Below are 20,467 nucleotides of genomic sequence, written 5' to 3' on the forward strand. Positions count from 1 at the left end.
ACTGCTGCGTGCTATTTGACGCCGAGCTTCTTCTGCAGGTTCGACGACGACGTCGTGTACTGGAACATCAGCTTCTTGTCTGGATAGACAATCCGATGCGCCGCCTGCGCCATCAACGCGGCTTCGTGGAAGCCCGACAGGATGAGCTTCAGTTTTCCCGGATACCAGTTGATGTCGCCGATGGCGAAAATGCCCTTCTCGCTCGTCTCGAAGCGCTCGGTATCGACGTGAATGAGGTTCTCATGAAGATTGAGCCCCCAGTCCGCGACCGGCCCGAGCTTCATCGTCAATCCGAAGAACGGAAGCATGGCCGTGCAGGGAACGCTCTCGACGCCGTTCGCGGTTTTAATCTGTAAGCTCGAGAGTTCGCCGCCCGCCCCTTCGAGCGCCGTCACCTGACCGATCAAAAGCCGGACGCTGCCGTCCGCGACCAGCTTGCGCATCTTGTCGACGGAATGCGGAGCCCCGCGAAATTCGTCGCGACGGTGAACCAGCGTCAGGCTGTTAGCGACCGGCGCGAGGTTCAGCGTCCAATCGAGCGCGCTGTCGCCGCCGCCAACGATGACGACATCCTTGCCGCGCATCTGCTCGATTTTGCGCACCGAATAGAAAACTGATTTTCCTTCGTAGTCCTCGATGCCCGCCAGCGGCGGCCGCTTCGGCGTGAACGATCCGCCACCCGCGGCAACGATCACGACCTTCGTCAGGAACTCGGTTCCCGCATCCGTCGTCAGGCGGAAGCGTCCGTCAGCCTCGCGGCTGAGCGTACTGATCTGCTCGCTGAAATGGAATTCTGCGCCGAACGGCTTGATCTGCTCCATCAGCCGGTCGGTCAGCTCCTGGCCGGTGACGGTCGGCAGCGCGGGAACGTCATAGATCGGTTTTTCCGGGTAAAGCTCGGCGCATTGTCCGCCCGCACGATCCAGGATGTCGACGACGTGCGCCTTGATGTCGAGAAGCCCAAGCTCGAAGATTGCGAAAAGACCGCAAGGCCCAGCTCCGATGACAACGGCATCGGTCTCGATGATCTCGGTTGAGGTCGTTGCCTCTTGCGCCGGCGCGGTCACGCTCATTCCAATGCCCAAACGTTTAAGTGTTGTCAGAACTGCTTCTCGGGGACGCGAACGACAAGTCCGTCCAGAGCGTCGCTGATTTTGATCTGGCAGGACAGCCTGCTCTCCTCGCGCACGTCGAAGGCGAAATCGAGCATATCTTCTTCCATCTCGGACGGCTTGCCCACCTTCTCCCGCCAGGCTTGCTCGACATAGACATGGCACGTTGCGCAGGCGCACGCTCCACCGCATTCCGCTTCGATACCGGCGACGTCGTTCAGCTTGGCGGCCTCCATGACGGTCAGTCCGTTTTCCGCCTCCACCGTCTGGCCCTCGCCGTCGGGTTGGATGAACGTGATTTTCGTCATGGTTCCGTGTGCGTCCTGTCGCTATTTCGCAAACCCGCCGGTGGGCTTGGCTTTCTCTGCTGGATTGGAAGTTACGATAGCGCGCACACTTAGAGGCACCGTTGCGGCATTTCAAGCCAAAGGCTCGACGCCCCGGTCTGGGTGCTGCTGATAGGCCACCCCGAATGCCGGAAGGCCGTTGGCGGTCAGGATATTTCGTAGGCGCCGCAAATGAACGCGCAGGCGTCGCCCGCGCTCTGCTCAATGCGAACGATGGACTCCGCGCAGGCCTCGGAACCGGCGCCGAAGTCCAATCTTTCCGCATCCTGAGCGATATCGCCGAGCCGGAATGCCCCGACAGCCCGGCATGATCCCTTGAGCGTATGGGCGGCCACTTTCCAGTCTTTCGGGCTCGTCGCGGCGCGCAACGTGGCGATCGTCTCAGGCAATTGCATCACGAACAGCGACAGAATTTCCTTCTCAAGCGCCAGATCACCGAACGTGTATCGCCGGAGATGCTCGACATCGACGGGGGCGGTTGACTGTGCGGCGGGCTCCATCAGGGCCGGGCCGCTTGGTGAACTTGGCGCTCTGTGCATCGAATTCCCCGAGATCGCGACCAGATTTCTCGCCGCGGCGACACTGGACTTCTCGGAATTGTGGCAAATGCGGAATAACTCTGGGTAAAGTCGAAGTGTCTATTTCGAAGCGTTTCAGCAAGGATTACTTAGGTAAGCCTGTTTAGCCGCGTCACGTGGTCGGCCACGCGATCCAGCTTTGCGTTTGCCGTAATCCAGCCGCAAACATCGCGATAGGCTGCTAAGTACCAGTGATGCATAGGCATTTCTTATCAAAGGATATGTCTTTGTGTTTTGCGGACACCTACAAAGTCCGATAGTGTGCAAAGAGAGTTCCGGCTGCCCCGGGCGCACGGGGTATCGTTTGCCGTCGCCGGTTCGAGTGGGGGGCGTTGCGCAATGTCGCAAGATCAAATTGCGAAGCTGATGGCTATTGCCGGAAGGGCGCCTGCAACGGCGACGCTGGTTGAGCCGACGCTTGGCCAGCCGTCAACGTCCGAGGAAGCAACCGCGCCCTCCGCGTCCGCGCCGATGCCTGCGCTTGCCTTGCCTCCTCCCCTCCTGGGCGGGACTGCGCCGTCCGAACAGCCAAAACCTGAAAAGCCGGCGGCGACGCTCGAAGAACCCTCGGCCCGGCGCGTGGCGCGCCGGCGTCCGGCAGGACCGGTTCGCGGCAAGATCGCCGCCAACGACGACGTGCCGAGCATCGGCGGCCTTATCTACGCACTCGAGCAAAAGCCTTCGAGCAAGGTATTTCGTCTCGCCACCATCGGCAGCATCGTCTGGGCCATCGGCGGGCTGGCGATTGGTGCCTTGACGCTCGCGCCGCAGTGGCAGGAAGGCGCCTCGCTTGCCACGCTCCTCTTGCAGCCTACGGCCTTCTACACCGCGACCGCGATTATCGCTCCGATCGGCATCATCTGGTTGCTCGCTCTGCTCAGCTGGCATGTTGCCTCGCTGGCGCTCAAATCCTCCACGATGACCGAAGTCGCGATCCGGCTTGCCGAGCCCGATCGCACGGCGGAGCAATCGATCGCGAGCCTCGGCCAGGCGGTGCGCCGTCAGGTTTCCTTCATGAACGACGCGGTCTCGCGGGCGCTCGGTCGCGCGGGCGAACTCGAGGCGCTCGTTCACAACCAGATCGCCGAACTCGAACGCTCCTATGAGCAGAACGAGCAGCGCATTCGCGACCTGATCAAGGAGCTGAGTGGCGAACGCCACGCGCTCGTCGATACATCGACCAGCGTCACCGATACGCTCCGGACGCTCGGCACCGAGATTCCGATGCTGATCGAAAAGCTCTCGACACAGCAGGTCACCCTCTCGCACATCATCACCGGGGCCGGCGAAAATCTTGCCAATCTCGAAGGATCGCTCGCGACCGCGACCGGGCGCTTCGAAGGCACGGTCGGAGCCCGGACGCAGCAGCTGCAGACGGTGCTCGAAGATTATACAGCCGCCTTTGCGACGGCGCTCGGCGCACGAACCGAGCAGATGCGTCTGACGTTCGACGGCTATATGCAGACCCTCGATACGACGCTTGGCAATCGTACCGAGAACCTGCAAACGGTGTTCGAGGAATACGCGCTCGCCCTCGACACGACGCTTTCGAACCGCGCGCAGGCCCTCGATATCCAGCTTGTCGAACGCACCCGTTCGCTCGACGAAGCCTTCTCGAAGCGTCTCGAGCTGTTCGACGACCAGATCATGCGCTCGACGACGGCGATCGACACAGCCGTCAGCGAGAAAGCTTCCCTGCTGACCAACGCGCTTGAACTCCACGCGCATTCGTTCCGCGAAACGATTTCGCGCCAGGCGGCCGACCTCGACGACTCGGTGATGAACGGCATCAGCGCCGTCCGCCGTACCAGCGAGAACATCACCCGTCAGACGATGAAGGCGATCGACGGCCTCGCCAAGCAGTCGGGCGCATTGCAGAACGTCGCCGAGAACCTCTTCTCGCAAATTCACGGCGTGACCGATCGCTTCGAGAGCCACGGCGAACAGATCATGAAAGCCGCGAACGTTCTCGACACGGCAAATCTCCGGATCGAGTCGACGCTGCAGTCGCGCCACGCCGAACTCAGCAGCACGCTCGACCGCTTCTCCGGCAAAGCCGATGAATTCGGCCGCACGCTCGCCGGATACTCCACCGATCTCGAAGGCTCGCTGTCGAACATCGAGGTGCGCGCCCGCGCCATCGCCGACGAGCTTCGCGACGGCGCCGAAAACAAGTCGCGCGTGCTGATGGCGGAACTCGACCGCGTCAAGAACGAAACCGAAGCCCAAAGTGATCGCGCCATCACCGATCTGCGCACGCGCTTCCAGAGCGTCTCTGGAGACCTGTCGCGGGAATTCGAGGAACTCTCGTCGCGGCTCGCCTCCGCGTCGGACGAAACCCGTGAACGCGCCGCCGAGGCGGCTGCGACGCTCGCCCGCGAGCAGGCCCGCATTCGCGAAGAGGCCTCCCGTCTTCCAGCGTCGACCCGCGAGACCGCGGAATCGATGCGCCGCGCCCTTCAGGATCAGCTCCGCGCCATCGAGCAGCTCAATCAGATTTCGCAACGCGCCAACGCTCCCCGCGATGTCGTCCGGCCGGACCTGCCCGGCGGCGCGCGGATGCCCGTCTCGCTCACCTCGGCGCTCAGTCAGCAAGGCCCGGGCGCTGCTCGTGGCAAAGCCTCGCCATCCCCGGACGGCCGCGAGTCCTGGTCACTCGGCGATTTGCTCGCACGTGCCTCGCACGAGGACGATGCTCAAAGCGCGCAAGCACAAGCGCCTGCTCCAAGTGCGCCGCCGCCGAATGCCGCCCCTCCCCGCCTCGACATCGCGACGATTGCTCGCGCGCTCGATCCGACGACCGCCTCCGCCATTTGGGGCCGCATCCGCGCAGGCCAGCGCAACGTCCTCGTTCGCAGCATCTACGCGCCGGAAGCACGCGCCCTGTTCGACCAGATCGCGAACCGTATCCGTGTCGACCGCGATCTCGAGCAATCGATTTTCCGTTACCTCACCGACTTCGAACGCATCATCAAGGATGCCGAGGCGCGCGATCCGAGTGGACGCTCCGCACAGAACCACCTCGTGTCGGATACCGGGCGCGTCTATCTATTCCTCGCCCACGCCGCAGGACGCATCCGCTGATTGCGCATGATCGCGACCGTTGCGGACGCGCGTTTCGACACCGCAATCCCGGCTTGATCTGATGCCCACTCTCACCATTGATGCCCAAAGCGAAGTCTGGCCGCTGAAAGAAGCCTTCACGATCTCGCGTGGAGCGAAAACGGCGGCGCACGTCGTCGTCGCAACCGTACGCGAGGGTGAGGTCTCGGGACGCGGCGAGGCCGTGCCCTACGCCCGCTACGGCGAGACGGTTGAGAGCGTGCTCGCGCAAATCAAGGACGCAGCCTTGAGCGTCAGCACGCACGGCGACCTTGCGCACACCCTGAAACCCGGCGCGGCGCATAACGCCCTTGATTGCGCCTTCTGGGATCTTGCCGCGAAACGCACCGGCCGCACCGTCGCGACGCTCGCAGGCTTACCCGAGCCCGAGGCAGCTCATACGGCCTACACGATCAGCCTCGATACGCCGGAGACGATGGCGGGAAAGGCCACCGGAGTTCGCAATCTTCCGATCTTGAAACTGAAGCTTGGCGGTATCGGCGATGCGGACCGAATGCGTGCGGTCCGCTTCGCGCGGCCGGACGCGCGGCTGCTGGTCGATGCCAATGAAGCCTGGACGCCAGACATGCTGCCGGATCTGATCGCGGTCGCCGCCGAGTGCAAGGTTGAAGTCATTGAGCAGCCGCTTGCTGCTACGGCGGACGAAGCCCTGCGTTCGGTGCCGCGCCTCGTACCGATCTGCGCGGATGAAAGCGTGCACACCGGCGCTGACCTCGCGCGTCTCAAAGGCCTCTACGACGCGGTCAACATCAAGCTCGACAAAGCCGGCGGCCTCACCGGCGCCATGGCATTGCAGCAAGCGGCCCGGCAGCAGGGATTGAAGGTGATGATCGGCTCGATGGTCGCGACCTCCCTTGCCGTCGCGCCCGCAATGCTGCTCGCACGAACAGCCGACTGGATCGACCTCGATGGCCCTCTGCTTCTGGCGCGCGATCGCGAGCCGCCATTGCATATCGAGAACGGCCGCATATCGCCGCCCGAGCGCGCACTCTGGGGCTGACGTCGCTGACGCTGCTCAGGCCGAAGGCCGCGCGACCAACACGCCGCCATTCCAGACCTGCATGAGGCGCACGGCCGCGCCGAGTGAGACGACGGCAATCGCCGCCATCGCGACATACGAAAGCGGACCGGCCTCGGTATAGAGATATCCCGCAATCAACGTTGCGATGCCCATCGCAACGCCTGACGACACCGTTGCATAGAGGGCCTGAGCGCTCGCAGCCCGGTCGCGCGGCACGGCATCGTGGATGAAGTGCATCGCGCCGATGTGCGACGCGCCGTAGGTGACGCCATGCAAAAGTTGCAGCGGCACAAGGACCGCGAGAGACGGATCGCTCGCGAGCGTCAGCCATCTGACGATGGACGCAAGCCCCGCGACCGCGATCAGCCGCGCGGCGCCGAATTTCGCAGCAACGCGCCCGGAAAACGTAAACAGCAGAACTTCCGCGAAAACGCCGATCGCCCACAGCGTTCCGCACCACGCAGCCGACAATCCCTGCTTCTGCCAGATGATCGTGCCGAATGTGAAGAACGTCGCATGCGCCGCCTGCGCGAGGCCCGCCGCGATGAGGAACAGCCGGAATTCGCGCCGCGCCAGGAGTTCGCGCGGCTCCGCGATCTTCCAGATCGGTTGTGTGACGCTGGCGGGCGATACCGGTTGAGCGCCGACATTCGGCACCTGGTACGCCGCGATCATCGTCAGCACACAGCCGATCGCAATGAGCCAGATCCCCGCCCCGCCGCCGAACTCGGTGATTGCGATGCCGCCGGCAAAACTCGCCGCAACGAAGCTCAGCGATCCCCAAAGTCGTAATCGCCCGTAATCGAGCCCGCGCGCACGCGAGCCCTGCACCGCGATCGTGTCGATCAACGGCATGATCGTCGAATTGCTGACCATCAACAGGATCGCGAAAACGAGAATTGCCCAGAACGACTGCGCGATCGTCAGCACAAGCGCGAAAGCCAATGCCGCCCAGGCGAGCGCGATCAGCTGACGGCGATCAACTCCGCTGCGATCGGCGACGACGGCGACAGCTGGAGTGATCAGCACACGAACGAACAACGGAGCCGCGATCACCGTGCTGATCTCGCCCGCCGTCAACCCTTTCCAGTCGAGCCAGACCGGCATGAACGGAACGTACATGCCGTAGACGACGAACAACGCGCCGTAGAAGAGAGCGACAGGCAGAGCGAAGCCGCCGCCTTTATCTCCCATTCCAGTCACCGCGATCCCTCGAAATACTCAAAACCGTCTCAACTTGTAGCAGCGATGCGAAATAGTGACGGCCGCCGCCTCCGCACGGCTTATCCCTAGCGAGGGGACCGCTCCGCCTGCTCATCGCACGAGAATCGCTTATGCGTTGAGTGTTTTTTGCGGAGCACAAAACGACGATGCAGCCTTTGTCTCTACCGGTCGGCGAGGACGCCGAGACCGAATATCGCGCGATTGAGGCGACGCTTCTGGAAACAGCACGCGGCCGCTGGTTTCTGGCCGAGCACGGCCGCCGCGCGCGCCGCCTCGACAGCAACCTCCTCGAGGACGCGATCAAGCGGCTGCAGAACTCGTTGCGCGAACCGCCGGCGCTCCTGGGACAGCTCAAGGCAGAAATCGAAACCGTCAAGGCAAGCCTCGCTGAGACGCGAACCAAGCTCATGGCCCGGCCGACCGTCGATGAGAGCATTCTGCCGACGCACGCCATTCTCAAGGCTGCCGAAGATATCCACGATATCGCGTGGTCGCTGCAGGCCAATCCCTTCGATCCGAAAGGTTGCGAGGAAATCGCCCGCAACGCCGGCAAGCTTTACGCGATGAGCCAATCGCAGGCGGCCCAATCACACCGCGCCGTCGCCGCGTCCAACGCGTTGGAGACCGCCGCGACGAAGCTCGAGGGCGTCCTTGAAAGCGTCCTGCACGAGCTAAAGGTTGACGATGCCTCTTGATCGGTCACGCACGTGTAGTGAATAAAAAAACCGGGCGCGATGCCCGGTTTTTGTTTGCTCGATCCGATGAAGACGCGACCGCTTACCACCTCGTCCGCATACCGACGGAGAACAGGTCGACGGAGGCTTCGACGTTTCCGGTGAACGGGCCAACGTTGGCTGGGCTGGCCGTGTAAAGATTTATGCCGCCGTCCTGGATGAAGATGTGCGAATAGGCGACGTCGAGGGTGATCGCGTCGCTCCACTTGTAGCTGGCGCCGATGCTGAGCCACACGCGGTTATTATCCGGGATTTGCACCAGTCGCTTAGAGGCATCGTCAATCGGCGAAATCTCGTAGGCCACGCCGCTTCGCAGTGTGAGCTTCGAGGAATAATCGTACTCACCGCCGACCGAGAAGAACCAGCCGTCGTTCCAGTTGGCCGCGACGGACGGTCCAGGACCATAGGGCGTCGAGAGCGAAAGATCCTTGAAGCGGCTCCAGTTCGACCACTGCGCCGTGCCGAGCAGGCGTGTGGTGGGTGTCACGACCTGCCGCAAGCTCAATGTCACGATATCGGGAAGATTGACCGCGCTCGTCGCCGCGAGCGTGCCCGTGCCGCTGGAATGGAAACTGCCTTCGAGATCGTGCGTCATCTGCGAGCGATACCCGAGGCCGATCGTCGTCCCTTCGGTCGGCTCGATCGTGATGCCTGCGGTCGCGCCGAATGCCCAATCGGTGCCGCCGAACTGAGCGACCGCCGACGGCGACTCGCGGAATTGCAGCTTGCCTTGCGCCCATTCGATCTGGACGCCGGCGCCGATGGTGATGCCGGGCGCGATGCGGTAGGCGATGGTCGGGTTGGCGTTGATCGTCAGCAGCTTGGTCGTCACGCCGAGATACGATCCAGGATAACCGACATTATCGGGCTTCGTCGCCAGGCCGAACGGCGACGTAATCGCCATGCCGAGCCACAGGTCCGGCGCGAACTGATAAGCGCCAAAGCTCGAGCTGGTCGTCGCATCGATGCCGATGTTGCCGCTACTTCCCGTTCCCAGACCGGGCGACCCCGTGATGTCGATGTTCCCATAAGGCAGAACGAGCGTGTACGATGATTCCGAATTGAGGCCCGAAAATTGTGCTGTTGCGGCGGGGTTCCAGAACATCGAGCCGAGGCTGCCGCCCGCCGCCGATCCTGCCGAAGCCGACCCCATGAACACGGTCGACTGCTCGTGAATGTCAAAACCGCCAGCGGACGCGATGGGTGTTCCCAACGTCAACGCTAAGAGGCCAGCACCTCCCGCATGCAGTAAAGTCCGGATGTCGTGTCGCATCGGCATCGTAATTGGGCCCCCTCAGGCGCGCTTAGAAGCGCCTTCCCTATTTTGCCACAATACGTGAACCGCGCCACTTTCGTAGGCGTGTTTCCAACAGCGGCGACTCGAATCGGAGAGATAGTTGGCCCGTGTGCCAGCGGAGCAACAAAAAAAAACCGGCCCGCCATGAGCGGACCGGTTTTGCTAAGCTCCGCTCCAAATTCTGGATCGAGCCTAGCGCTCCCCCCGGAGATGTTGACCGGCCACAAGTGCCGGAGCCGCGCGCAAGCTGCCAAAGTGAAGACGGTATCGCAAGTCTTGACGTCAAATGACGGAAATGAGTCTGTATTCAAGGTGCGCGAACGCCACAGTGGCCGCTGCAATGCAGCAACGATCGTCGATGCCTCACATGAAATAGATCAGTGCTCGCGCGAAGGCTTTCGCAGCGCAAAGTGATGATCAACCGGACCGTTGCCGTTGCCGATGCGACGGTGCTGGCCGGCATCAAGCGCCTCCCAGACGAAGGATTTGCTCAAGGCAACGGCGTCTTCGAGCCAGCGCCCGAGCGCGAGATTGGCCGCGATCGCTGCGGAGAGCGTGCAGCCCGTTCCGTGCGTGTTCCGGGTTTCAATCCACGGCCGCCTGAGAACATGATGCGTTGCGCCATCGAAAAGAATATCGACCGCATCGGTGCCGCTCGCGTGCCCGCCCTTGAGAAGCACGGCGCCGCAGCCGAATTGCATCAGCTTCTCCGCATCCCGGCGCATGTCGGCCTCGGTCTCGGCCGCCTCACCCCCGAGCAGCTTCGCCGCTTCGGGAATATTCGGCGTGATCAGAAAGGCGCGCGGAATGAGCAATCGCTGGACGGCGTCGATCGCCTCGGGCGCGAGCAGGACGTCGCCGCTGGTCGCGACCATCACCGGATCGACGACCACGGGCACGGACGGGATTTCGGAAAGAAGCCGCGTCACGATCTCGACGGTCGCCGCGTCGCCCAGCATACCCGTCTTGACGGCGGACACGGCCAGATCCGACGCAACCGAGCGGAACTGCGCGGCAATGAAATCGGGAGCGATCCCGAGGACGCCTGAAACGCCCGTCGTATTCTGCGCGGTAAGCGCGGTGATGACGGACGCCCCGTAAACGCCAAACGCCGAAAACGTTTTCAGATCAGCCTGGATGCCTGCGCCGCCCGACGGATCGGAACCCGCAATTGTGAGCGCGATCGGCGGCGCTGCGCTTGCCATCAGGGCTTTTTCCTCCGCGCTCAGGGCGTCCCTTTTTGTAGGATCTGGCTTTCGAGACCGGCCGGCGTCACGAGGGATTCAATCTTGGCGAGGCCCGGAAAGTTTTCGATCATCCACTGGCTGAACCAGTTCTGCGCGCCGAAGATGAACAGCAGGCCCATCGCGATCAAGAGCAGGCCCATGAGCTTCTCCAGCGTCGTGAAGTACTTCTTGAAGCGCTTCATGAAGCCGAGGAAGGGGCGGATCGCAATCGCCGCAAGAACGAAGGGCACACCGAGCCCCAGCGAGTAGGCGAACAGAAGTTTCACACCCGCCCAAAGGCTCGTCTCGCTCGCCGCCAGCGTCAACACCGTCGCAAGCACCGGCCCGATGCACGGCGTCCACCCGAACGCAAACGCGAGGCCCATGATATAGGCGCTGATAAAGCTCGCTTCCTCCGCCGCGTGCGAGTAGCGCGCCTCTCCATAGAGCATCGGAATTTTAAAGACGCCGAGGAAGTGCAAACCGAAAAGCAGAATGACGATGCCCGCGATCGTTCCGAGTTCGGCGCGATAGGAGAGCATGACCTGCCCGACCGTGCTCGCTCCCGCGCCGAGCGCCACGAATACGGTCGTGAACCCCAGAACGAAAAACATCGAGGAGGCGACGACGCGTGCCCACACACGGCGGTCGATGGCATCATCGCCCGTCAGCTGATCGAGCGTCGTACCGCCGATATACCCGAGATACGGTGGAACGAGCGGCAGCACGCACGGCGACAAGAAGCTCGCGAGCCCGGCGAGGGCAACTCCGATGTAGATATGTGCGTCCGCAAACATTCTATCGATCCAACTCGGTGCGCATGGCGCGCTTGTCTCGCTTAGCGCGCAAGCGCTGCAATGCCCGGCAGTTCACGCCCTTCGAGCCATTCGAGGAATGCGCCACCGGCCGTCGAAACGTAAGTGAAATCGCTCGTGACGTTTGCGGCGTTCAGCGCAGCGACGGTATCACCGCCGCCCGCAACCGACACAAGTTTTCCAGCTTTCGTCAGGGTCGCCGCAGCACGTGCGACGGCAAACGTTCCTTCCCCGAAGGGCGAAATCTCGAACGCACCCATCGGGCCATTCCAGAGCAGGGTCTTGGTGCTTTCGAGAACCTTCGTCACATGCGCGACCGACTTCGGTCCAACGTCCAAGATCATGGCGTCCGACGGCACGTTGTCGATTTGAACGACCTCGCTCGCCGCACCGTCCTTGAATTCGCGTGCGATCACCGCGTCGACAGGCAGAATGATCTCGCATCCCTTGTCTTTGGCCGCCGAAATGATGTCGCGTGCCGTCCCGGCAAACTCGGGCTCGGCCAGAGATTTGCCGACATTCGTGCCCGCCGCCTGCAGGAATGTGTTGGCCATACCGCCGCCGATGATCAGCTTGTCGACTTTGGCGACGAGGTTCGTCAGCACAGGGATTTTCGTCGAAACCTTGGCGCCTCCGACGAGCGCGGCCGTCGGGCGTTGCGGCTTCTCCAGCGCGGTGCGCAGCGCAGTGATTTCTTCCATCATCAGCGGCCCGGCATAGGACGCGAGATGGTGCGTGATGCCCTCGGTTGAAGCGTGCGCACGATGCGCGCAGGAGAACGCATCCCCGACGAACACATCTCCGAGCTTGGCAAGCGCGCTCGCGAATTCCGGATCGTTCTTTTCCTCGCCTTTGTGAAAGCGAAGATTTTCGAGCACGGCGATATCGCCGTCCTGCAATGATTGCACAACGGCTTCGGCGGCTGCGCCGATGCTGTCTTCGCCGAATTTGACAGGCCGGCCGAGAAGCTCTTGCAGCGTCTGAGCGACGGGACGCAGCGACAGTTCCGGATCAACCCCTTTCGGTCGTCCAAAATGCGAAATGACGATGACCTTGGCGCCGCGCTCGCTGAGCGCTTTCAATCCCGGCACGACGCGTTCGAGCCGCGTCGCATCCGTGACCTTGCCATTCTTGATCGGCACGTTGAGATCGGCACGGACGATCACACGCTTGCCCGCGACGTCGATGCCGTCCGTGGTCTTCAGTTTGTCGAGATTCATGTCATGCACCAGTACGTTTGAGCAGCCGCCGACGTTACGCGCGCCGCTTAGCCCGCTTTCGCAGCAATGGCCTGCCGCGCGACGTCGGCTACGTGCGTTGCGGTGATGCCGAAATGCTCAAAGAGCTTCGCAGCTGGAGCCGATGCGCCAAATCCTGGCATGCCGACGAACTTGTCGGAGGGTCGCAGCCACTCGTACCAGGATTGCGCGACGCCCGCTTCGATGGCGATGCGCGGAGCAACGCCGAGCACGCTGTTGCGGTAGCTCTCGGACTGCGCGCGGAAGAGTTCGAACGACGGCATCGAGACCACCGCTACCGAAATTCCGCTCTTTGCAAGCGCTGCCGCCGCCTCGACGGCGACGCCGACTTCGGACCCCGTTGCGATCAGCGTCACGTCGCGCACACCTTCGGACGCTTTGATGACGTAAGCGCCTTTCGCGCTCTGGTTCTCAGGCCCGTCTCTGCGAAGATTGGGAACCGCCTGCCGCGACAACGCCAGGATCGACGGCGTCTTCTTGGCGGCGATGGCAAGCTGCCAGCACTCGGCCGTTTCGATGCCATCGGCAGGGCGGAAGACATAGACGTTCGGAATGGCGCGCAACGCACTCACGTGCTCGACCGGCTGATGCGTCGGGCCGTCTTCGCCGAGTCCGATGGAATCGTGCGTCATGACGTAGATGACGCGCTGCTCCATCAAGGCCGACAAGCGGATCGACGGACGGCAATAGTCCGTGAAGACGAGGAACGTGCCGCCGTAGGGAATGAACGACCCGGACAGCGCGATGCCGTTCATCGCAGCCGCCATGCCGTGCTCGCGCACGCCGTAGTGCACGTAATTGCCCGTGAAATTGTCCGGCGTGATCGAGACTTGCTGCTTCGTCTTGGTGAGGTTCGATCCGGTCAGATCGGCCGAGCCGCCAATCAATTCAGGCAGCGCCGGAACCAAATGCTCGAGCGTCAATTGCGACCAGACACGCGTGGCGCGCTTCGTCGTGTCGGCGGCGAACGCCGTCTTTGCAGCCGCAATCGCGGAAGCAAGCGCCGTATCGACCTTGCGGCCGCCGATCAGCGCCTTGGCTTCGGCGTTTGCCGCCGAGAGACGCTTCGCCCAATCAGCATGAACCTTGGCACCCCGGCTTCCGACCGCCCGCCACGCCGACAGGATATGATCGGGAACGTCGAACGGCTGATACGGCCAGTCGAGCCGTTCGCGCGTCGCCTTGATTTCGTCCGCGCCAAGCGGCTCTCCGTGTGCGGATGATTTGCCGGCCTTGTTGGGCGCGCCGTAACCGATGACGGTCTTGCATGCGATGAGCCACGGCCGCGAGCTGTCGCCCTTGGCAGCCTTGATCGCCGCCGTGATCGCCGCCGGATCATGACCGTCGACGCGCGCGGTGTTCCAGCCCGACGCCGCGAAGCGTTCGAGTTCGTTGTCGGAGACGGACAGGCTCGTCGCGCCGTCGATCGAAATCGAGTTGTCGTCCCAGAGAACGATCAGCTTGCCGAGCTTGAGGTGCCCCGCCAGCGAGATCGCCTCCTGGCTGATGCCTTCCATCAGGCAGCCGTCACCGGCGATGACATAGGTATGATAATCGATGAGATCGCTACCGACACGCGCCGCGAGCAGCCGCTCCGAAAGCGCGATGCCGACGGCATTCGCCAAGCCCTGCCCCAGCGGCCCGGTCGTCGTCTCGATGCCGGGCGCGTGGCCGTATTCGGGATGCCCTGCCGTCTTGGAGCCGAACTGCCGGAAGTTTTTCAGCTCCTCGATCGTCATGCCGGGATAGCCCGTCAGATGCAGCAGCGCATAGAGCAGCATCGAGCCGTGTCCAGCGGAGAGAACGAAGCGGTCACGATTGGCCCAGGACGGGGCCGCCGGATCGAATTTCAGCGCTTCTGTAAATAGCACGGTCGCAACGTCGGCCATGCCCATCGGCATTCCGGGATGCCCGGAATTGGCGGCCTGCACCGCATCCATGGCCAGCGCACGGATGGCGTTCGCCATGTCGCGAACGCTAGGGGCCGGCGACGTCGCCGCCTTGCTTTGGGCTTTGCTCATTTATCGGTCGATCCCGTGTAGTGGCGCCTGGCGCACCGTCATGAAACTTTGACGGACATTTACCGGGCGAACGGGGGGCCGTCTACCGCGGTTAATCCCTAGCCAGGCAATAAAGCTTGGCTTTTCGAGCCCTTGACAATCGATGACCAAGTGTCACGCTGCGCCGGCCCGCGATTTCGACTTTGCATCGCGCGGGGACGACTCGGATTTGGCGAGATTGGCCTCTTCGATTTCATCCTCCTGGAACAGCTTTTCCAGCATGGCCTGAGATGAGCGGGCCCGTTCGATAAGCTTTTCGGCATCCGAAGTATGCTTGTAATCCTCGTTCAAGCGTCGCTCATCGTGATCCCGGAAGGTATTGACGGCCCGTTCGGCGACGCGCTGCGAGTAACCGAGCCCGAGCAGAAGCAGGCGCGTCAGGTCGAGGGACGCCAGGAACGTTTCGCGACGCAGCTCGGCGACACCAAGATCGAGCAATTGCATGGCATGCATGCGGTCGCGGGCACGCGCGTAGACGGGCACGTGCGGATAGTTGTTCTTGACGATTTCCGCAGCCCGCATCGAGGCTTCGACGTCGTCGATGGCCAAGACAAACGCCCGGGCTTTTCCAATTTGCGCGGCTTCGAGCACTTCCGGACGGCTCACGTCGCCGAAGAAGGCCTTGTTGCCGAAGCGTTCGACGAAGGCGATCTGTTCGGCGCTGATATCGAGTGCGGTGAACGGAATGCCCTTGGCGCGCAACACACGCGCCGTGATTTGACCGAAGCGGCCGAAACCCGCGATGACGACGTGCCCGTCGTTCTCGGGGATCGGATCGAACGCGCGCTGCAGAGCCTGCTTCTTGAACAGCGCGCGTTCAAGCATCAGCAGGATGGGCGTCATCGCCATCGACAGCGTCACGACGACCGCCAGGATTTGGGACGACCGCGTGCCGAGCACACCGGCGGCGCGTCCAACCGAAAGCAGCACGAACGCGAATTCCCCTCCCTGCGAGAGTGCAAACGCTAGTCGCCGCGCCGGCCCGGCTTCGAGCCCCTGCCAGCGCCCGAGGCCGAACAGAATGAGCGCTTTCGTGGCAATCAGCGACGCCGTCAGCATCACGATCAAGGCCGGTTCGGAGACGAGCAGTTTCAGGTTCAGCGACATGCCGATCGCGGTGAAGAAAATGCCCAGCAGCAAACCTTCGAACGGCGCGATGTCGGCTTCGAGTTCGTGGCGATAGCTGCTTTCCGCGAGCAGCGCGCCGGCAATGAATGCGCCGAGAGACGCGGAAAGGCCAACCGACTCCATGATCAGCGTCACGCCGACGACCGTCAGCAGCGCCGCAGCGGTCATGGCTTCTTTCACCTTCGACAGCGCAACGATGCGCAGCAAGAAATCAAGCACGTATCGCCCGATGAACACGACGGCGGCAATCGTCGCCAAACCTTTCGCGAACGCCAGATAGTCGATGTGCGGCGCCTGCTGCATGGCTGTCACGGCGAAGTAGGGCGCCAGCGCGATCAATGGAATTGCGGCGAGGTCTTGGAAAAGCAGCACCGAGAACCCGAGACGCCCATGGCGCGCCTGGAGTTCGCCGTTCTCCTCCATCACCTGCAGCGCAAATGCGGTCGACGACAGCGCCAGCGCCGCACCGGCGAAAAGCGCGGGCTGCCATTGCGTATCGAAAAACAGCATGCCGATCATGCCGAGCGCGATCGCCGTCAGCACGACCTGCGCCGATCCGAGACCAAACACCGCCTGCCGCATCGCCCACAAGCGTTTCGGTTTGAGTTCGAGGCCGATGAGAAACAGCAGCAGCACGACCCCGAATTCCGCGAAGTGCAGAACCTGCTCGGCATCCTGTTCGGTAAAAAGCGCCCCGGCGACGAACGGTCCAAGCAGGACGCCGGCAATCAGGTAGCCAAGGACGGCCGCTATTCCGAGCCAGCGAGAGAGCGGCGCGGCGAGCGCCAAGGCAGCGAGCAGAATCGCGAGTTCATTGAGAGTCACGCTCGTTCCTCATCTTTTGGGCCAGAGATATTGAAGGCATTCGCCGGACGCGAATAGCACAGGAAGGGCTGGTGCATGAACCAGGGCTGACCGTGACGCAAAAAGCCGGGCTTTATTCAGGCAAACCCGAAGTTCCAGCAATTCTGAATTGCCGAGATATCAGAAGTGCTTCTGCGAGCAGGCTCGATCGGCCGCGCGGGTCAGCGACGCGGATGAACCTCTTCCAGCAGTCCGCCCTCTTCCTGCCAGCCGTCCGTCCCGTCGCGATACCAGTCGACGTCGCTGAAACCATAGCTCAAGGCGCGCTTTGCGGCGTTCCAGCTCATCCAGCAATCTCTGAGACAAAAGAAGACGAGCTTTTTGGTCTTGTCGCCGCCGCTCAGATCATCGAGGCTGCGCCGGAAATATGCGTCGTTCGCCTGCGACAGCACGCCATAACCGACGTTCGGAAGCCAGACGGCGTTCTCTATGGATTGGTGCGTCGTCTCCCGCCAGAGCGTCTCCGCGGGGAGATTTGGCGGTTTAGGCGGGTGCGGATAGACATCGATAAAGACGGCGGTTTTCGCGTCCCAGAGATTCAACGCCTCGCGATCGGAAAGGACAGTAGCGCCTTTGAGCGTCAACGGCACCGGGGAACGATAGTTATCGTTGCGATATTCGTCTGGCTCGGGAGGCGGCACGTGCGTCGCCGGCAACGTCGGCGACGATATGGCAACGTCTTCGCTATCGCCAGCGAGCACCGCCGATGACGGCAGCGCAGTCGTCGCGACTGCAGCACAAACGCCGCCGACGATCGCCGAGGCAATGTTGCGTAATCTCATCCGTTGTGGCGATGTCATCACCGGCTTCCGACATATCGACCTCGCGCTTTCTGGCATCTTTCGCGACGATACGAAAGCGGCTCAGGGCGAACGTACGAACACCGTACGCTCGCCCTTCGAGCTTTTGTCGTCAGGGAGCGTTGGCGCTGGCCGGCTGCTCCGGCGCTGCCGCCGTCGAGGAAGATGCGGCCGAAGATCCCCCCGCTGCGGTCGTCCTCGGCTTCGTCACCATCTCCATCGATGTATCGTCGTCGACCAGCAACGGCACGCCGTAGTCGAGCAGTACTTTGTCGATGTCGCCCTGACGCTTGCGAATGATGTCATTCAGCTGCCGTTTCCAGGCATCGTCGCCGTTGCGCACGCCCATCGTGATGCGGAACGCGATCTTTCCGCCAACCGTCTCTTTCACGAGTGGGACAACGACGAGCGGCTCACCGCCGCGCGACGCCCAATAGGCTCCGATGGGTCCCCAGAGCACCCCGGCGTCGACTTCGCCCTTGCGGATGTCGTTGATCATCTCTTCTGCAGGATTGAAATATCGCCGGTCGACGTTCATCCGATAGCCGCGGACATTGCTCATCAGGCCGTTGGCGGCAACGACATTGCCACCCGGCGAGCCTTGCTCGACGCCGATCCTTTTGCCCTTGAGACGTGGATCGGCGAAGGTAACAACGCCGTCGAGGCCCGTGCCCTTCTTGTAAAGAAGAACCGAGGTCGATCGATAGATGGCGTTGGTGTTGAGGACGACATCATCGCCCTGCCCCCATCCGATCACGAGATCGCATCGCTTCGCCGCAAGAGTCATGCGAATGAAACCCATGGATTTCGGAAACCATGTGTATTTGACAGGAAGCTTCAATTCTTCGCCGATGATGTCGGCGATCTTGTTTTCGAAGCCTTCGCCTTTTTGATTTGAGAAAGGCAGGTCCGAAGGGTCGGCGCAGACGCGCAACTCCTTGCGATTGACGAGATCGGCGCGAGGCACATCAGCCGCGTTTGCCGAATTTACAAACGCCAGTCCTGAGAAGACTCCGGCGACCGTCAACGCCAGGATTGGCCTGGATGACATTACAATTCCGATAGCTTGCTTCCTCACGACGATAACCTTTTTGTTCGTTTCGATGATGTGCTTGTCTCGATCCCATTACGGCAAGGGGCACGCCGCGATCGCGGCCTGCCCCGAGACTACTTTGCTGAACGAGATATTGTGTGCCTTCCGCCACGCCGAGAGCGCAAGACGCATCAATCTTTGGTGAGGTTCGAAAAAGCGCGCCGCCTCAGCCGGTGCAGTCGTCGGCTGCCTTTTTTGCTTCATCCGAAATATCTTCGCGCCCGTTGGGACGGCCCGGAGGCATGATGCCGAGCGAACGCGCCTTGATGTACGTGTAGATATCGTCCAGGTAACACATGATGTTCCGATCTTCGCCGAATGCCGGCATGACGAACATCGTGCCGCCCTTGTTTGTCGTCCTACCGCCCGAAACGATCCCGACAAACGTGGCGTAGTCCATTGTCTTCAGCGAATCCGCCAGTGCCGGCGCAAACGTGCTGCCTAGCGCATTCGGACCATGGCAGACGTGGCAGGCGTCATGATAGCGGCGGAAGCCGTTCCAGGTGCCCCAATCGACCATGTAATCCTTGGTGGCCACGGGCTGCGGATCGCCATCCTTGTTGCGATAGCGCCCGTCCTCGAACTTATAGCCATCCAGCTTGGCGAGCTCCGAAACGGGATCCGGCGGCGACGTGCGATCCTTGATGTCGGTCGGCGCGGCATCGTCAGCGATCACGGGCACGGACACTGACGTCATGAGGGCGGCGCAGGACATGACTGCGACCGCAATGTTTTTACTAAACTTTCCCACGAGTTTCCTCTTGTCGTTATGTTTTATCTAAACACCGGATGGGTTGTTTGTATCCCACCTTCATTGTTTTGGTATGGAACTTACGCGTTACGCTCAAGAGCCGAATTGCCTGTTTATCCGGTACATGACGGCGCAGGAGCATATAATTCTTAGCAAGTTTTCTTCCGGCTCACTTGACTTGGCCCATTTGGGCAGAGCTCTGGCAACCGCTTATTCGAGGACCACTCGAAACAGAAAAGAGCCGGCGCAGGGTTAATCCTGCGCCGGCCCCAAATATTGTAACCTTCACTCTATGGGAGAGCGAAGACGGTGAGCGAGCCACCAAGGTTCGTGTACTGCTTCAGGCCAGCGTAGCCACCGACAGCACCCAGACCATCGGTCGGGTTCGTCAAGCCAGCTGCCAGACCGATACCGGCCCAGCCGCCAACGCCCGAGAACACGGCCACGTACTGCTTACCCGCATGCGAGTAAGTCATGGCGTTGCCGATGATGCCCGACGGCGTCTTGAACTTGTACAGTTCCTTGCCATCCTTCTGGTCGACGGCTTTGAAGTAGCCTTCGAGCGTGCCGTAGAAGGCAACGCCGCCGGCCGTCGTCAGAGCACCTGACCAGACCGAGAACTGCTCAGGCTTCGACCAGACGATTTTGCCCTTCACGCCATCCCAGGCAATGAAGTTGCCCATGCCGCCATGGCTGTCCGGAGCCGGGAACATGGAGAGCGTGGCGCCAACGTAAGGCTGACCCGCCGTGTACGAAACCTTGAAGGGTTCGTAATCCATGCACACGTGGTTCGTCGGAACATAGAACAAGCCGGTCAGCTTCGAGAACGAAGCCGGCTGCTGGTCCTTGGAGCCGAGAGCCGCAGGGCAGACGCCCTTCGTGTTGACGTCGGCACCCTTGCCGTCCTTGAACGTCGAGTACTTGGCGACGCGGATCGGACGTCCATAGTTCTTGCTGGACTTGTCCATGTCGACGCCGGTTGCCCAGTTCACTTTCGGATCGAACTTCTCAGCGACGAGAAGCTCGCCCGTAGCG

17 protein-coding genes are annotated in these 20,467 nt (G+C 61.9%); 3 read left to right on the plus strand and 14 right to left on the minus strand.

All coding sequences use genetic code 11. The annotated features are described in order from the left end of the window. Nucleotides 1-11: 11 nt before the first annotated feature. From WC026_RS11430 to WC026_RS11440, 3 genes are all read right to left on the minus strand, one after another. The gene (locus tag WC026_RS11430) at nucleotides 12-1,073 is read right to left on the minus strand and encodes an NAD(P)/FAD-dependent oxidoreductase (RefSeq protein ID WP_372711086.1); all 1,062 of its coding nucleotides are present in this window, start codon (nucleotides 1,071-1,073) and stop codon (nucleotides 12-14) included. A gap of 26 nt (nucleotides 1,074-1,099) precedes the next feature. Continuing rightward, the gene (locus WC026_RS11435) at nucleotides 1,100-1,420 is read right to left on the minus strand and encodes a 2Fe-2S iron-sulfur cluster-binding protein (RefSeq protein ID WP_372711087.1); all 321 of its coding nucleotides are present in this window, start codon (nucleotides 1,418-1,420) and stop codon (nucleotides 1,100-1,102) included. Nucleotides 1,421-1,605: 185 nt separating this feature from the next. Next, complete coding sequence (locus WC026_RS11440; RefSeq protein WP_372711088.1) at nucleotides 1,606-1,998, minus strand: Hpt domain-containing protein; 393 nt, start codon at nucleotides 1,996-1,998, stop codon at nucleotides 1,606-1,608. Nucleotides 1,999-2,376: 378 nt separating this feature from the next. On the opposite strand from WC026_RS11440, the gene WC026_RS11445 reads away from it, so the two are divergent. Beyond that, nucleotides 2,377-5,121, plus strand: a complete 2,745-nt coding sequence (locus WC026_RS11445; RefSeq protein ID WP_372711089.1) for a hypothetical protein — start codon at nucleotides 2,377-2,379, stop codon at nucleotides 5,119-5,121. Between the two features lie 61 nt (nucleotides 5,122-5,182). Continuing rightward, complete coding sequence (gene dgcA, locus WC026_RS11450; protein ID WP_372711090.1) at nucleotides 5,183-6,160, plus strand: N-acetyl-D-Glu racemase DgcA; 978 nt, start codon at nucleotides 5,183-5,185, stop codon at nucleotides 6,158-6,160. A 15-nt stretch (nucleotides 6,161-6,175) separates the two neighbouring features. Here the strand turns inward: dgcA and WC026_RS11455 are convergent, their stop codons facing one another. After that, complete coding sequence (locus tag WC026_RS11455; RefSeq protein WP_372711104.1) at nucleotides 6,176-7,375, minus strand: MFS transporter; 1,200 nt, start codon at nucleotides 7,373-7,375, stop codon at nucleotides 6,176-6,178. Between the two features lie 176 nt (nucleotides 7,376-7,551). Between WC026_RS11455 and WC026_RS11460 the strand changes: the two genes are divergently transcribed. Further along, nucleotides 7,552-8,100, plus strand: coding sequence for a hypothetical protein (locus WC026_RS11460; RefSeq protein WP_372711091.1), 549 nt, complete (start codon nucleotides 7,552-7,554; stop codon nucleotides 8,098-8,100). Nucleotides 8,101-8,182: 82 nt separating this feature from the next. On the opposite strand, the gene WC026_RS11465 is transcribed toward WC026_RS11460, so the two are convergent. The 10 genes from WC026_RS11465 to WC026_RS11510 form a co-directional block, all read right to left on the minus strand. Beyond that, complete coding sequence (locus WC026_RS11465) at nucleotides 8,183-9,418, minus strand: OmpP1/FadL family transporter (RefSeq protein ID WP_372711092.1); 1,236 nt, start codon at nucleotides 9,416-9,418, stop codon at nucleotides 8,183-8,185. A 395-nt stretch (nucleotides 9,419-9,813) separates the two neighbouring features. Continuing rightward, nucleotides 9,814-10,641, minus strand: coding sequence for a bifunctional hydroxymethylpyrimidine kinase/phosphomethylpyrimidine kinase (thiD, locus tag WC026_RS11470; protein ID WP_372711093.1), 828 nt, complete (start codon nucleotides 10,639-10,641; stop codon nucleotides 9,814-9,816). Nucleotides 10,642-10,661: 20 nt separating this feature from the next. Next, the gene (locus tag WC026_RS11475) at nucleotides 10,662-11,459 is read right to left on the minus strand and encodes a cytochrome c biogenesis CcdA family protein (protein WP_372711094.1); all 798 of its coding nucleotides are present in this window, start codon (nucleotides 11,457-11,459) and stop codon (nucleotides 10,662-10,664) included. A 41-nt stretch (nucleotides 11,460-11,500) separates the two neighbouring features. Then, complete coding sequence (gene pgk / locus WC026_RS11480) at nucleotides 11,501-12,697, minus strand: phosphoglycerate kinase (protein WP_372711095.1); 1,197 nt, start codon at nucleotides 12,695-12,697, stop codon at nucleotides 11,501-11,503. 47 nt (nucleotides 12,698-12,744) lie between these two features. After that, nucleotides 12,745-14,757 (minus strand): transketolase, encoded by a 2,013-nt coding sequence (gene tkt / locus WC026_RS11485; RefSeq protein WP_372711097.1) that lies wholly within the window; start codon nucleotides 14,755-14,757, stop codon nucleotides 12,745-12,747. 153 nt (nucleotides 14,758-14,910) lie between these two features. Then, the gene (locus tag WC026_RS11490; protein ID WP_372711099.1) at nucleotides 14,911-16,749 is read right to left on the minus strand and encodes a monovalent cation:proton antiporter-2 (CPA2) family protein; all 1,839 of its coding nucleotides are present in this window, start codon (nucleotides 16,747-16,749) and stop codon (nucleotides 14,911-14,913) included. A gap of 200 nt (nucleotides 16,750-16,949) precedes the next feature. Beyond that, a complete protein-coding gene (locus tag WC026_RS11495) occupies nucleotides 16,950-17,588 on the minus strand; it encodes a PQQ-dependent catabolism-associated CXXCW motif protein (protein ID WP_372711100.1) in 639 nt (212 codons plus the stop codon). Between the two features lie 112 nt (nucleotides 17,589-17,700). Beyond that, complete coding sequence (locus tag WC026_RS11500) at nucleotides 17,701-18,639, minus strand: substrate-binding domain-containing protein (RefSeq protein WP_372711101.1); 939 nt, start codon at nucleotides 18,637-18,639, stop codon at nucleotides 17,701-17,703. Between the two features lie 208 nt (nucleotides 18,640-18,847). Next, nucleotides 18,848-19,378 carry a c-type cytochrome, methanol metabolism-related gene (locus tag WC026_RS11505; RefSeq protein WP_372711102.1) on the minus strand — a complete coding sequence of 177 codons (531 nt, stop codon included), beginning with the start codon at nucleotides 19,376-19,378 and terminating at the stop codon, nucleotides 18,848-18,850. A 344-nt stretch (nucleotides 19,379-19,722) separates the two neighbouring features. After that, nucleotides 19,723-20,467: PQQ-binding-like beta-propeller repeat protein (locus tag WC026_RS11510; RefSeq protein ID WP_372711103.1), on the minus strand; the 745-nt coding region annotated here is incomplete at its 5' end.

Origin of the sequence: Hyphomicrobium sp. (assembly GCF_041674905.1) — a bacterium.
Taxonomy (GTDB): Bacteria; Pseudomonadota; Alphaproteobacteria; order Rhizobiales; family Hyphomicrobiaceae; genus Hyphomicrobium_B.